Below are 13872 nucleotides of genomic sequence, written 5' to 3'. Positions count from 1 at the left end.
CAGCGCGCTCGGGCGTGGCGTGCGGCACGCGACCGCACCGGACGGCCGACGCGCGGAGCGCGGGCGGCGTAACTTCTCCAGCCGATGCCGTGGGAACGAGTGAGTGCGCACAGCGGGATGCGCGCCGCCGCCGGAAGGCTGGCGCGCGCCGGCAGCGTGGCGCGCCGCGCCTTCGCCGACGCCGGGGCGCCCGCGCGGATGGTCGTCACCGGCTTCGCCGCCGCCATCGCGGTGGGGACCGTGCTGCTCATGCTGCCGATCGCCGGTGCCGGCGGGGAGGCGACCTCGTGGGTCACCGCCCTGTTCACCGCGACCTCGGCGGTGTGCGTCACCGGGCTCGTCGTCGTGGACACGGGCGGGCACTGGTCCCTGTTCGGCGAAACGGTGGTGCTCGGGCTCATCCAGATCGGCGGCCTGGGGATCATGACCCTGGCTTCCCTGCTGGGGCTGCTCGTGTCGCACCGGCTGCGCCTGCGCCTGCAGCGCGGCGCGCAGACCGAGATCAAGAGCCCGAGCCTCGGCGACGTGCGCCGACTCCTCGTCGGCGTGATCACGCTGAGCCTGCTGGTCGAGGCGATCGTGGCGGGGGTGCTGACGCTACGGCTCGTGCTCGCCTACGGGCACGACTGGCTGCACGCCGGGTACCTGGGCGTGTTCCACGCCATCTCGGCGTTCAACAACGCCGGTTTCGCGCTGCACCCGGACAGCCTCACCCGCTACGCCGCCGACGGGTGGGTCTGCCTGCCGGTCGCCGCGGCGTTCGTCCTGGGCGGTCTGGGGTTTCCGGTGCTCATCGAGATCTCCCGCCACCTGCGCCAGCACGGCGCGCGCTGGTCGCTGCACGCGCGGGTCACCCTGGTGACCTACGCCGTCCTGGCCGCGGTCGGGGTCCTGGCCGTGGCCGGTCTCGAGTGGTCCAACCCCGCCACCCTCGGAGCGCTGGACGTCCCGGGCAGGCTGCTCGCCGCGCTGTTCCACGGGCTCACGCCCCGCACCGCCGGGTTCAACACGATCGACGTCGGCGAGATGCATCCGACCACGCTGCTGCTCACCGACGTGTTCATGTTCGTCGGCGGCGGCAGCGCGGGCACGGCCGGCGGCATCAAGGTCACCACGTTCGCCGTGCTGGCCTTCGTCATCGTCACCGAGATCCGCGGTGAGCCGAACGTGCACGTCGCGGGCCGCAAGCTCCCGGTCGAACTGGCGCGGCAGGCGCTGACCGTGGCCCTGCTCGGGGTGGGGATGGTGTTCACCGCCACGCTCGTGCTGCTCAAGATCACCCCGTTCAGCCTGAACTCGGTGCTGTTCGAATCGGTCTCCGCGTTCGGCACCGTCGGCCTGTCCACGGGCATCACCGGTGCCCTGCCGCCCGCTGCGCAGTTGCTGCTCGTCGTGCTCATGTTCACCGGCCGGCTCGGTCCCATCACCCTCGCCTCCGCACTGGCGCTGCAGGAGCGGGGACGGCGGTTCGACCGCCCGGAAGAACGCCCCATCGTCGGCTGATCCGCACCGCGGCGAGCCCGGGGCGACCACCCCGCGACCGCTCGGGAATCCGCACGAGCAGCCCGTCGCGCGGGCCCAGCTGTACCACCCCGACCGACGTGGCGGGTAGCGTGGGCGGCGGGAGCCGCGCCCGCCGCGGCGACTCGGCGGGAGCACCTCGCGCTGAGGCCTTCCGCGGGGAGGTTTCAGCGCCCGCCCCGCCCGGAAACGCTCAGGGGAGCACGACTCGCCTACGGAAGGAGGACGGCGTGGTAGCTCTGACCACACCGCAACCGCTCCCTCCCCAGGCAGGCACGTGCGCCGCCCGGCCCGCGGTGCGCACCTTCACCGCCGGACGGGACGTCCCCGGCGGCGCCGTCGTCGACCTCCGCACCGCCGCCGACGAGGCGTGCGCACTGCTGCCACCCTCGCACCCCCGCCCGTGACACCGCGCCGGTCGTGCACGACCGGCGAAACCAGCAGGCCTGCGCCCGCGGGACCGCGGGCGGGCCGCACCGCGCCGCATCCGCGCGGCCGACGACCTCCGCACCGCGCGGAGCGCGCCCTCGACGCGAAACCGGGGGACCAGCATGACCGATACCGCGACCACGACTGCGCGTGAGAACACCACGTACGACGCGCTGCTGCCCTTCTTCGACGAACTGCGCACATTGGACAGCGACAGCGCGCGCAGCAAGCTGCGAGACGAGCTGATCACCGAGCACCTGCCGCTTGCCGAACATCTCGCTCGGCGGTTCCGCGACCGCGGGGAGTCCCACGACGACCTGGTGCAGGTCGCCAACCTGGCCCTGGTCAAGGCCGTCGACCGGTACGAACCGGACCGGAGCAGCGATTTCGTGAGCTTCGCGGTGCCGACCATCATGGGCGAGCTGCGCCGCCACTTCCGCGACACCGGCTGGTCCGTGCGGATGCCCCGGCGGCTGCAGGAGCGGTACCAGCAGGTGTCGAAGGCGATCTCCGCGCTGTCCCAGCAGCTCGGCCGCGCTCCGGCACCGAGCGAGATCGCCGAGCACCTCGGTGTCGAGCTCGACGACGTGCACGAGGGCATGCAGGCCGGGCACGCCTACCGCAGCAGCTCGCTCGAGGCGGTGCTGCAAGGATCGGACTCGCTGACCGTGTCGCACACGCTGGGCATCGAGCACCGCGAGATGTCCGATGTGGAAGACCGGGCCGAGCTGCGGCCGCTGCTGCGCAGCCTGCCCGAGCGGGAGCGGCGTCTCATCGCCCTGCGCTTCCTGCGCGGGATGACGCAGTCGAACATCGCGCAGGAGCTCGGCATCTCGCAGATGCACGTCTCCCGCCTGCTCACCCAGGCGCTGCAACGAGCCCGGGAGCAGGCCGAGGAGGCGGACAACGTCCCGCCGCAGTGGCAGCAGGCGGCCGCACAGGCAGCACCCGCCTGCGGGACGACGTGACGGCCCGCCGCGCGCACCGCGGTAGCCGGGCGGGGCGAAGGCTCTGAGAACGCGCGGGCACCGCCGCGGTCGCTGCGGCGGCGCCCGCGCGCCGCCCGGCGACACGCGGTGCCGCGCGCGTGGCAGGACCACCCGCGCACGCCGGGGCCGGCACGCGCGGTGGGCGTGCGGTTCAGGAGATCTCCTGCTCGGGCCGCTGCGGAACGGACGCGACCACGTCCTCGGTGCTGGTGTACTCGCGGTCGTCCAAGCCCTGCAGCGCCCGCATCGTCTTCGGGTCGGCCTCGCGGGTTTCGGCGTACTCGAGCAAGGACTCCTTGTTCACCGGGAACTCCAGTCCTTGCAGGATTTTGCGGACCCGGCGTTGATCGGCGTCGGTCACGACGTCCTCCTCGGATCGTCCCTCGTGGTCACTGCTCCGCTCGCGTCCCCGCCCGCTGCGCACCGGGCGGGGCTCGGGTCAGCGGGCCAGCGCGTTCACCTCCTTCGGCAGCTGGCTCAACGTCGCGTCCACTTCGTCCGGTGCCCACTGCTCGAGCACGGTGAACACCGCCGCGGTGTCCTCGCGCACCCGCTTCGCGGTGGTCGCACTCGTGCGGATCGCCACCTCCTCGAGGAACTCGTCGGCCTCCGTGCGCGGTGCCGAGCGCCGCGCGTCGAGCGCATCGCCGAAGTCGGCCGGCAGGCGCGCCGCCAAGTCCCCGGCCTGGCCCGCGCTGCTGTGCTCGGCGAGCACTCCCAACACCGCCTCGGTCAGGTCCCGCGCCTGCTCGAGCGTCTCCGCGCCGCTGCGCTTGCGCACCTCCGCGAGCAGGGCCTCGGCCGATCCGGAGAGCCCGATGCTGCCGGGAACTGCGTCGCGGAACTCCGCGGGCAAGGCTTCGACCAGCTCCCGCAGCTACCCGGCGGTCACGGCCTCGGCCAGCCCGGCGAACGCCGCCTGCACGCGGTCACTCGCGCCTTCCGGTTCCGCGAGCCCGGAGATCTCCCCGACGCGCACGACGAACTCGTCCCACGACCGCTCCGGGGCCAGCCCCGCCGGTTCCACACCGGCGATCTCCCCCGGCAGTTGGGAACGCAGGTCCTCCGTCGCCGCTTGCGCGGTCTCCCCGAGCGCCTGCACGGTCGCGGCCAGCGTGGCCTCGGCCTGCTGCCAGTCGAGCGAGGCGTCCTGGCTCAGCCGGTGCACCATGTCCTCGTAGCGCACGGAACCTCCTCGACCCCGTCGCATCACTTCGATTCCGGTCGACGGCGACGTACCCCGCGCGGCCGCCGGCGAAACGCCCGGGAAACCCGCGCCGGCGCGAGCGGGGGCTCGGGCGCTGCGGGCGCACCCGCCTCACTCGTTGACCGGGGCGAGCCAGATGGCCGTGATCGCGTCGATCAGTCCGGTACCGGCGGCGCGCCAACTGCTGCGCGGGGTTTCCGCCCCCTCGGCGAGGGCGCGTTCCCGTTCGGCGCACATGTGCACCATGAGCTGGCGAGCCATGTCGGCGCGCTCGGCGCGCACCTCGGCGGGCAACGCGGGCAGGCAGGTGTGCAGCCCGTCGAGGATGCGGTGCAGCGCGGACGAGTTGAGCGATTCCTCGACCATGATCGGGCGCATGGCCGGATCGGTCATCACCTGCGCGCCGAACCGCGAGAACCAGGTCGGGCTGCCCAGCGAGGCCAGGTGCTCCGTGCTCGGCCGCACCAGGCACGCCACCCACTCCCGCGCCCCGGCGCGTTCGTCCAGCTCGTCGAGCATCCGCACGCGCAGCTGTTCGATGTGCTCGGTGTGCTGGCGCACGATCGCCCGCACCAGGTCGACCTTCGTGCCGAAGTGGTACCCGACGGCGGCGTTGTTGCCCTGCCCGGCGGACTCGCTGATCTGCCGGTTGGACACCGCGAACACGCCGTGCTCGGCGAAGAGGCGTTCGGCGGTGCTCAGGATGCGTTCGCGCGTGGTGCTGATCCGCTCCAGCCGCGTGCTGCCCGCCATGCTCACCTCCTCGCGGTGCGGTCGCCGACGGGCCCAGTTTAAGCCGCGCGACTGAGCGCGACGAGCGGGCCGCGCGCAGCCCGCGCCCGGAACGGTCCCCCACCCTGCTCAACGGCCCACCGCCTGGCCGACGGGGTCCCTGGCCGACGGGGTCGGGCAACCGGTCATTGCCAGGCGAGCAGCTCGAACGCCGCCGCGTAGTCGGTGCCGTAGCGGCGTCCGGCCTCGCGGGCGTTGCCGCGGACGTGCTCGACGGACCACTCCTCCCCGCCGAGCGCGGCGAGGTAGGCGCGGTGCTCGCGCAGCGCCCGCAGGCCCGTCTCCATCCAGTCGGTGACGTCCGCGGCGTGGTCGATCCCGGGCGAGTCGGCAACGGCGACCCAGCGCAGCGTCGGCACCGGGGTCTCGCGCAGCGCCTGCAGCACCGCCTCGCCGGAGTTGCGGTGATCGGCGGAGTTGCTGCCGCCGTAGGCCCAGCGGGCGCGGTGGTTGAGCACCACCACCAGCTCAGGGGCGCGGCTGCCCACCTCCCGGGCGATGTCCTGCCGGAGCGAGGCGGTGTTCTCCAACGCCGAGTCCGGGTGGCGCAGGAACGCGAGGTCGTGCACGCCCACGTGCGCTGCGGCCGCGCGTTCCTCCCGCTCCCGCAGCGGTCCCGCTTCGGCGGCCGGCGTGCCTTCGATGCCCTGCTCGCCGTCGGAGGCGGTCACGTAGCTGACGGTCTTGCCCTGGGCGGTCCAGCGCGCCACCGCGGTGGCCGGGCCGTACTCCATGTCGTCGGGGTGCGCCACCACGCACACCGCCGTCGACCAGTCCTCCGGCATCGGGTGCAGGGACGGGGCCGCTGGGTTCATGGCCACCTCGTGACGTCGTGGACGCTGCGGACGTCCATTGTGCACGCCCCTGCCGCGGAGGTCCCGTGCCTGCCCGGCGCGTCTCACCCGAAGTTGCGGTCCTCACCGCGGTAGGTGGGCACGCTGGCGACGCGTTCGCCACCGCGGACGAGGTGGTAGGTGTCGAAGCGTTCGGCGGGCTCGCCGGCCTTGGCGTGCCGCAGCCACACGCGGTCGCCGAGGCGCAGCGCACCTGCCGCGCGGCCGCGCACCGGGGTTTGCACTTCCCCGGCCCCTTCGGCGCGGGTCAGCCGCAGCCCGCGCGGCAGGTGCGGCCGCGGCACCCGGTCGGGGCCCGGAGGCCCGGAGGCGACGTAGCCACCGCTGTAGAGCGTGGCGATGCCGCGGGCGGGGCGGTGCACCACCGGCAGCCCGAACAGCAGGGCCGGCCGGGGGCGGAAGGCGCGGTAGGAGTCGAACAGTCCGGGTCCGACCAGTCCGGACCCGGCGGCGAGTTCGGTCACGCCCGCTTCCGCACCGGTGAGCTCGAGGCTGCCGGTGCCGCCGCCGTTGACGAACTCCAGCTGCGCCAGCTCGCGCACCGCGGCGACCGCGTCCGTGCGGCGGCGTGCCAGGTCGGCGGCTGAACGGCGGCGCACCCACCGCACGGCCGCGCCGCGCGCGCCGCCGGGATCGTCCGGCACACCGGCGATCTGCCCCTCGTAGGCGAGCACCCCGGTGAGCTGGAAACCGGGGCGTGCGAGCACCGCGCGGGCGAGCGCGGCCAGCTGCCGCGGGGTGCGCACCGGGGAGCGCCGCGCGCCCACGTGCAGCGCGGGCACTCCCAGCGGCCGCCACGAGGCGTCGAGCTCCAGGCAGACCCGGACGGGTGCGTGCGCGGCACCACCCAGCGCGGCGTCGACGACGTCGAGGTGTTCGACCGAATCCGCGGTGATCGTGATCGCCCGGCGGGCGTCCGGGTCGGTGGCGAGTTCGCGCAGCGCCGCGCGCTCCACGCTCGGGTAGGCCACGAGGATGTCCGCGGAGGTCCCGGTGCGGTGCAGCCACAGCGCCTCGGCCAGCGAGTAGCACATCGCCCCCGCGAACCCGGGAACCTGCAGCGCGCGGTGCACGAGCTCGCGGCAGCGCAGGGACTTCGTCGCCACGCGGATCGGCGTGCCGGCGGCGCGGCGGACCAGTTCGGCGGCGTTGGCCTCGAACGCCTCCAGGTCGACGACGGCCAGCGGTGCCTCCGCGTCCGCCGTGGCCGCGTCGAAGCGCGTGGCGTGCTGCGGTGCCGGTGCGTGCGCGCCCCGGTGGGCGCGGCGTGCCGGGCGAGCGGTGAACATGTGCGGACTGTATCTGGTCGATCTTGCTAAGTGAAAGAAATTCACTTAAGTTGCTGTCCCGCGGAAGGAGATTCCATGCAGGACACCTGGACGAACTGGGCCGCCACGGCCAGCGCGAGGCCGGCAGCCGTGCACCGGCCGCGGAACCTCGCCGAGGCCGCCGACGTGCTCGCCACCGCCGAACGCCGCGGCCTGCCGGTGCGCGCGCTCGGCAGCGGTCACTCGTTCAGCCCCGTCGCCGCCCCCACAGGCCTCGCCCTGGACCTGTCGGCGTTCAGCGGGATCGAACACGCCGACCCGGGCACCGGACTGGTCACCGTCAGCGCGGGCACACCGCTGCACCGGCTCAACGCCGAGCTCGACCGCATCGGGCTGGCCATGCCCAACCTCGGCGACATCGACCGCCAAACGATCGCCGGAGCGCTCGCCACCGGCACGCACGGCACCGGAGCGCGGTTCGGCGGGTTGGCCACCCAGGTCCGCGCCCTGCAGCTGCTGCTCGCGGACGGGACCGCGCACCGCTGCGCGCCGGAGGAGAACGCCGAGCTCTTCGCCGCGGCCCGGGTGGGCCTCGGCGCGCTCGGCGTCATCACCAGCGTCACGCTGCAGTGCGAACCCGCGTTCGTGCTCGAGGCCGAGGAGCACCCCGAACCGCTGGACTCCGTGCTCGAGCGGTTCGACGAACTCGCCGCCGGCAACGATCACGTCGAGTTCTACTGGTTCCCCTACGGCAAGAACGCCCTCGTCAAGCGCAACAACCGGTTGCCGCCGGAGGCGAGCCCACGCCCGCTGCCACCGCTGCGGCACTTCCTCGAGTACCAGGTCGTGGAAAACGCCGCGTTCGGCCTGCTGTGCCGGCTCGGACGAGCCGTCCCCGCCTCCGTTGCCCAGCTGAACCGGCTGTCCTCGGCGGTGCTGTCCCGCCGCTCCTACAGCGACCGCTCCCACCGGGTGTTCACCAGCACCCGCTCGGTGCGCTTCGTCGAATCCGAGTACGCCGTCCCCGCCGAGGCCCTCGGCGAGGTGCTGCGCGAACTGCGCGCGGCGCTGCCCCGGTTGGAGCACCCGGTCATGTTCCCGGTGGAGATCCGCCTGGCAGCGGCCGACGACATCTGGCTCTCCACCGCGCACGGGCGCGACACCGCCTACATCGCGGTGCACCAGTTCCACGGCATGCCCTACCGGCACTGGTTCGAGGTCTTCGAGTCGATCGCCGGCGCGGTCGGCGGACGACCGCACTGGGGCAAGATGCACAGCCTGGACGCCGAGGGGTTGCGCGAGCTCTACCCGCGCTTCGACGACTTCCGCCGCGTGCGCGACGCGGTCGACCCGCAGCGCCGGTTCACCAACCCGCACCTCACGCGGGTGCTCGGCGCGTGAGGCGCCCACCCGCTGCCGTGCCGACGCGCGCAGCCCGGCGACGGCCACCGCGGGCCCGCTGCCCGGCTCGTCCGGCCGGACACGCGAAACGCCCCGCCCTGCACCTCGCACCGGGTTCCGGCACGACGCGCACGACGGGGCGTGCACAGCTGACGCAGGGGCATCTCGAGAACTCCACAGCGGACGCCGCGATGGTGGAGCAAGCCGCTCGGCCGATTAGTACCGGTCAGCTGAACCCGTTGCCGAGCTTTCACCGCCGGCCTATCAACCCAGTCTTCTTCTGGGGGCCTTAACCCACGTGGGGAGGGACACCTCATCTTGAGGCTGGCTTCCCGCTTAGATGCTTTCAGCGGTTATCCGTGCCGAACGTGGCTAACCAGCCGTGCTGCTGGCGCAACAACTGGCACACCAGAGGTTCGTCCGTCCCGGTCCTCTCGTACTAGGGACAGCTCCTCGCAAGTGTCCTCCGCGCGCGGCGGATAGGGACCGAACTGTCTCACGACGTTCTAAACCCAGCTCGCGTGCCGCTTTAATGGGCGAACAGCCCAACCCTTGGGACCAACTGCAGCCCCAGGATGCGACGAGCCGACATCGAGGTGCCAAACCATGCCGTCGATGCGGACTCTCGGGCATGATTAGCCTGTTATCCCCGGGGTACCTTTTATCCGTTGAGCGACACCCCATCCACCTGGTAGTGCCGGATCACTAGGACCTGCTTTCGCACCTGCTCGACCCGTCAGTCTCACAGTCAAGCCCCCTTCTGCCCTTGTACTCAGCGCTTGATTCCCAACCAAGCTGAGGGGACCTTTGTACGCCTCCGTTACTGTTTGGGAGGCAACCGCCCCAGTTAAACTACCCACCAGGCACTGTCCCCAATCCGGATCACGGACCAAGGTTAGATGCCCGGAACGGCCAGAGTGGTATTTCACCAATGACTCCGCGGACACTGGCGTGCCCGCTTCGCAGTCTCCCACCTATCCTACACAAGCCGCACCAAACACCAATGCCAAGCTGTAGTAAAGGTCCCGGGGTCTTTCCGTCCTGCCGCGCGAAACGAGCATCTTAACTCGTCTTGCAATTTCGTCGAGTCCGCGGTTGAGACAGCGCCCGATTCGTTACGCCATTCGTGCGGGTCGGAACTTACCCGACAAGGAATTTCGCTACCTTAGGATGGTTATAGTTACCACCGCCGTTTACCGGCGCTTAGGTTCAGAGCTTCGCCCGCGCAGGGCTAACTCCTCCCCTTAACGTTCCGGCACCGGGCAGGCGTCAGTCCATATACTTCGCAAACACGCTTCGCATGGACCTGTGTTTTTAGTAAACAGTCGATCGGGCCTCTTCACTGCGGCCGACCGGCGCTTCCGCCGCCTGGGGCGTACACGCCAACCGGCTCCCCATCTCCCGAAGTTACGGGGATATTTTGCCGAATTCCTTAACCACGGTTCGCTCGCTCGCCTCGGTATGCTCTACCTGGCCACCAGTGTTGGTTTCGGGTACGGACCGCCGACGCGTCCGCTAGAGGCTTTTCGAGGCAGCATGGGCTCACCCACTTCGCCACGAAGGCTCGGCATCAGGTCTCAGGCACGTGGTGCACGGATTTTCCTGTGCACCGCCCTACACCATTACCCCGGCACAACCACCGGCCGGGTTGGGCTACCCTTCTGCGTCCCCCCATCGCGGGCCCGAACATCAGGCGCCCCGCCACGGTCCGTTTCCGACGCGCGGCACGAGGCCGCACGTGCGGAAGGACGATGGCAGCAGCGCCGGCGATGCCGGGCGGGTCAGCGCCGGCGGGTACGGGAATATCAACCCGTTACCCTTCGACTACGCCTGTCGGCCTCGCCTTAGGATCCGACTCACCCAGGGCGGATCAACCTTCCCCTGGAACCCTTGGCCATTCGGCGGAGGAGATTCCCACTCCTCAATCACTACTCATGCCTGCATTCTCACTTCCAGGCGCTCCACGCCCGGTTTCCCGAACGCTTCACAGCACCCAGAAAGCTCCCCTACCCGGCGAGTCGTGGACTCGCCGCCACGGCTTCGGCGGTGTGCTTGCAAGCCCCGCTGAATTTTCGGCGCGGAGTCGCTTAACCAGTGAGCTATTACGCACTCTTTCAAGGATGGCTGCTTCTAAGCCAACCTCCTGGCTGTCACAGCGACTCCACATCCTTTCCCACTCAGCACACACTTCGGGGCCTTAGCCGGTGGTCTGGGCTGTTTCCCTTTCGACCATGGAGCTTTTCCCCCACAGACTCACTGCCGCGCTGCACCCGGACGTATTCACCGTTTAGCTGATCTCGGTAACCGAAAAGGCCCCTCGACCAACCAGCGCACTACCCCGCCCGGGAACCACGCGACGCTGCACCTAAATGCATTTCGGGGAGAACCAGCTATCACCGAGTTTGATTGGCCTTTCACCCCTGCCCGCAGCTCATCCCCCAGGTTTGCAACCCTGGTGGGTTCGGGCCTCCACCCGGTATTACCCGGGCTTCACCCTGGCCACGGGAAGATCACTCGGTTTCGGGTCCAGGGCACGCGACTCCGACGCCCTCTTCGGACTCGCTTTCGCTCCGGCTCCCCCTCTCACGGGTTAACCTCGCCACGCACCACTGACTCGCAGGCTCATTCTTCAAAAGGCACGCCATCACTCCGCGAACGGAGCTCTGACGGTTTGTAGGCGCACGGTTTCAGGGACTGTTTCACTCCCCTCGCGGGGTACTTTTCACCTTTCCCTCACGGTACTGATCCACTATCGGTCACCAGGGAGTATTTAGGCTTACCAGGTGGTCCTGGCAGATTCGCACGGAATTTCTCGGGTACCGTGCTACTCGGGTGCGGTTCGGACTTCCACGACGGTTTTCGCCTACGGGGGTGTCACCCGCTTCGCCGACGCGTTCCAGCGCCTTCGGCTAACCGTGCTTCCGTCCCGCCGGGTCGGCAGCCCCGGCACGAACCGTCCCGCTACCCCGGATGCGCAACGCCTGCCGGCTTCCCACGCACCCGGTTTGGCCTGTTCCCTTTTCGCTCGCCGCTACTCGGGGAATCGCTGTTGCTTTCTCTTCCGCCGGGTACTGAGATGTTTCAGTTCCCCGCGTTACCGCCCGCTGCCCTATACATTCAGGCAGCGGCGACCGGACATCACTCCGGCCGGGTTTCCCCGTTCGGAAATCCTGGGGTCACAGCTCGGTCGGCAGCTCGCCCAGGCTTATCGCAGCCACCCGCGTCCTTCTTCGTCTCCTGGTGCCAAGGCATCCACCGTGCGCCCTTATCAACTTGCTCACGACAAGACCATCGCGACGCCCACTGTGCAGTTCTCAAGGTGCTCCGAGGTGCTCTGCTCGCACCTCCAGAGCCCGACAGTGCCACCGAACCGCGCGTTTCGCGCGGTGCTGCGGGCCGGACGTCGTCCCACGTTCGGGTACATGGTGCTCAGCTTCGACCCGTGAGCGGGTCGGTGCTCCTTAGAAAGGAGGTGATCCAGCCGCACCTTCCGGTACGGCTACCTTGTTACGACTTCGTCCCAATCGCCAGTCCCACCTTCGACCACTCCCCCCGGGCGCACCGGTTGGGCCATGGGCTTCGGGTGTTACCGACTTTCATGACGTGACGGGCAGTGTGTACAAGGCCCGGGAACGTATTCACCGCAGCATTGCTGATCTGCGATTACTAGCGACTCCGCCTTCACGGGGTCGGGTTGCAGACCCCGATCCGAACTACGACCGGCTTTGGGAGATTCGCCCACCCTCGCGGGATCGCCACCCTTTGTACCGGCCATTGTAGCATGTGTGAAGCCCTGGGCATCAGGGGCATGATGACTTGACGTCGTCCCCACCTTCCTCCGAGTTGCCTCGGCAGTCTCCCGTGAGTCCCCAACCGGATTGCTGGTAACACGGGACAAGGGTTGCGCTCGTTGCGGGACTTAACCCAACATCTCACGACACGAGCTGACGACAGCCATGCACCACCTGTCCACCAGCCACGGAGGGAAACCCCATCTCTGGGGCGATCTGGTGGATGTCAAACCCAGGTAAGGTTCTTCGCGTTGCATCGAATTAATCCACATGCTCCGCCGCTTGTTCGGGCCCCCGTCAATTCCTTTGAGTTTTAGCCTTGCGGCCGTACTCCCCAGGCGGGGCGCTTAACGCGTTAGCTGTGGCACGGAAACCAATCTGGTCCCCACACCTAGCGCCCAGTGTTTACGGCGTGGACTACCAGGGTATCTAATCCTGTTCGCTCCCCACGCTTTCGCTCCTCAGCGTCAGGAACGGCCCAGCAAGCTGCCTTCGCCGTCGGTGTTCCTCCCGATATCTGCGCATTTCACCGCTACACCGGGAATTCCGCTTGCCTCTACCGCCCTCAAGTCTGCCCGTATCGGCCGCCAGCCCGCGGTTGAGCCGCGGGATTTCACGGCCGACGTGACAGACCGCCTACGAGCCCTTTACGCCCAGTAACTCCGGACAACGCTCGCACCCTACGTATTACCGCGGCTGCTGGCACGTAGTTAGCCGGTGCTTCTTCTGCCCCTACCATCAGTTTTGTCGGGGCCGAAAGAGGTTTACAACCCGAAGGCCTTCCTCCCCCACGCGGCGTCGCTGCGTCAGGCTTTCGCCCATTGCGCAAGATTCCTCACTGCTGCCTCCCGTAGGAGTCTGGGCCGTGTCTCAGTCCCAGTGTGGCCGATCACCCTCTCAGGCCGGCTACCCGTCGCCGCCTTGGTGGGCCGTTACCCCACCAACCAGCTGATGGGCCGCGAGCTCATTCCGGATCGGAACCGGACCTCGCGGTCCGGAACCTTTCCGTTCCGCCGGATGCCCGGCGGGACGCATATCCGGTATTAGCCCCGGTTTCCCAGGGTTATCCCGGAGTCCGGGGTAGATTGCTCACGTGTTACTCACCCGTACGCCGCTCGGTTGTCTCCCGGAGGAGACACCTCGCTCGACTTGCATGTGTCAAGCGCGCCGCTAGCGTTCGTCCTGAGCCAGGATCAAACTCTCCAACAATGAATGTTGCGGGGACGCGTCCGGCACTGCCCACTGCAGCGGGCAGTGGGCCCGCATTCGGCACACTGTCGAGTTCTCAAGGTGCGAGTTCTCGATATGAACATGCCGTCTCGGCGACTCACCAGCACCGTAACGAGGCGCCGGCGAGCTTTGCAAATGATCCCCAGCCGCCCCGGCCGGGGACGGTGCCAGCCCCGGGTGAACTTCCCGTGGCTGGCTCGCCTTACTCAGTTTAACAACGCGTGCACCGTTGTCCAGTGGGAGCTCGGAGCGAAGCTCGGCGTGCCGATCAGGGGCCCCGCCGGCGGTCGCAGCACCCTCCGCCCCGCGGCAACCGGACCCTCGCTGGAGCGGCCCCGCGCCGTTCTCGAGGTGTTCGCGCAACGATCACCTGCCCGGTGGTGCCCCGGG

General features: G+C 69.5%; 10 protein-coding genes and 2 rRNA genes. 4 read left to right on the top strand and 8 right to left on the bottom strand.

Annotated elements, in window-relative coordinates; translation table 11 throughout:
• The first annotated feature begins 99 nt into the window (after window positions 1-99).
• The 3 genes from ACVGV0_RS10795 to ACVGV0_RS10785 all read left to right on the top strand — a co-directional run bounded on the left by ACVGV0_RS10795 (window position 100) and on the right by ACVGV0_RS10785 (window position 2918).
• On the top strand, window positions 100-1503 hold the full coding sequence (locus ACVGV0_RS10795; protein ID WP_459159722.1) for a TrkH family potassium uptake protein: 1404 nt from the start codon (window positions 100-102) through the stop codon (window positions 1501-1503).
• 248 nt (window positions 1504-1751) lie between these two features.
• Window positions 1752-1928, top strand: a complete 177-nt coding sequence (locus ACVGV0_RS10790) for a hypothetical protein (RefSeq protein ID WP_459159721.1) — start codon at window positions 1752-1754, stop codon at window positions 1926-1928.
• A gap of 144 nt (window positions 1929-2072) precedes the next feature.
• Window positions 2073-2918 carry a SigB/SigF/SigG family RNA polymerase sigma factor gene (locus ACVGV0_RS10785; protein ID WP_459159720.1) on the top strand — a complete coding sequence of 282 codons (846 nt, stop codon included), beginning with the start codon at window positions 2073-2075 and terminating at the stop codon, window positions 2916-2918.
• Between the two features lie 172 nt (window positions 2919-3090).
• On the opposite strand, the gene ACVGV0_RS10780 is transcribed toward ACVGV0_RS10785, so the two are convergent.
• The 6 genes from ACVGV0_RS10780 to ACVGV0_RS10755 form a co-directional block, all read right to left on the bottom strand.
• The gene (locus tag ACVGV0_RS10780; protein ID WP_459159719.1) at window positions 3091-3300 is read right to left on the bottom strand and encodes a DUF2795 domain-containing protein; all 210 of its coding nucleotides are present in this window, start codon (window positions 3298-3300) and stop codon (window positions 3091-3093) included.
• 78 nt (window positions 3301-3378) lie between these two features.
• On the bottom strand, window positions 3379-3795 hold the full coding sequence (locus tag ACVGV0_RS10775; RefSeq protein WP_459159718.1) for a DUF2267 domain-containing protein: 417 nt from the start codon (window positions 3793-3795) through the stop codon (window positions 3379-3381).
• Between the two features lie 21 nt (window positions 3796-3816).
• Window positions 3817-4125: a DUF2267 domain-containing protein gene (locus tag ACVGV0_RS10770; RefSeq protein WP_459159717.1), complete on the bottom strand. Its 309-nt coding sequence runs from the start codon at window positions 4123-4125 to the stop codon at window positions 3817-3819.
• Window positions 4126-4257: 132 nt separating this feature from the next.
• Window positions 4258-4899, bottom strand: coding sequence for a TetR/AcrR family transcriptional regulator (locus ACVGV0_RS10765; protein WP_459159716.1), 642 nt, complete (start codon window positions 4897-4899; stop codon window positions 4258-4260).
• Window positions 4900-5063: 164 nt separating this feature from the next.
• A complete protein-coding gene (locus ACVGV0_RS10760; RefSeq protein ID WP_459159715.1) occupies window positions 5064-5753 on the bottom strand; it encodes a PIG-L deacetylase family protein in 690 nt (229 codons plus the stop codon).
• Window positions 5754-5836: 83 nt separating this feature from the next.
• The gene (locus tag ACVGV0_RS10755) at window positions 5837-7081 is read right to left on the bottom strand and encodes an alanine racemase (protein WP_459159714.1); all 1245 of its coding nucleotides are present in this window, start codon (window positions 7079-7081) and stop codon (window positions 5837-5839) included.
• A gap of 75 nt (window positions 7082-7156) precedes the next feature.
• Between ACVGV0_RS10755 and ACVGV0_RS10750 the strand changes: the two genes are divergently transcribed.
• A complete protein-coding gene (locus tag ACVGV0_RS10750; protein WP_459159713.1) occupies window positions 7157-8461 on the top strand; it encodes a D-arabinono-1,4-lactone oxidase in 1305 nt (434 codons plus the stop codon).
• Between the two features lie 195 nt (window positions 8462-8656).
• Here the strand turns inward: ACVGV0_RS10750 and ACVGV0_RS10745 are convergent.
• Both ACVGV0_RS10745 and ACVGV0_RS10740 read right to left on the bottom strand, forming a co-directional pair.
• Window positions 8657-11740: ribosomal RNA gene (locus ACVGV0_RS10745) — 23S ribosomal RNA — on the bottom strand.
• A 186-nt stretch (window positions 11741-11926) separates the two neighbouring features.
• A 16S ribosomal RNA gene (locus ACVGV0_RS10740) occupies window positions 11927-13461 on the bottom strand.
• Together the 16S and 23S rRNA genes form the textbook arrangement of a ribosomal RNA operon.
• Window positions 13462-13872: the final 411 nt, after the last annotated feature.

The sequence above is a fragment of the Salinifilum ghardaiensis genome, assembly GCF_054491345.1.
The sequence above is the reverse complement of the archived record's forward strand: the minus strand, read 5'-3'. Positions and strand labels throughout refer to the sequence as shown.

Excerpts from the sequence above, each read along its gene's own strand:
- ACVGV0_RS10785 (WP_459159720.1), top strand. The coding sequence starts at position 2,073 with ATGACCGATACCGCGACCACGACTGCGCGTGAGAACACCACGTACGAC.
- ACVGV0_RS10765 (WP_459159716.1), bottom strand. The coding sequence starts at position 4,899 with ATGGCGGGCAGCACGCGGCTGGAGCGGATCAGCACCACGCGCGAACGC.
- ACVGV0_RS10760 (WP_459159715.1), bottom strand. The coding sequence starts at position 5,753 with ATGAACCCAGCGGCCCCGTCCCTGCACCCGATGCCGGAGGACTGGTCG.
- ACVGV0_RS10755 (WP_459159714.1), bottom strand. The coding sequence starts at position 7,081 with ATGTTCACCGCTCGCCCGGCACGCCGCGCCCACCGGGGCGCGCACGCA.
- ACVGV0_RS10750 (WP_459159713.1), top strand. The coding sequence starts at position 7,157 with ATGCAGGACACCTGGACGAACTGGGCCGCCACGGCCAGCGCGAGGCCG.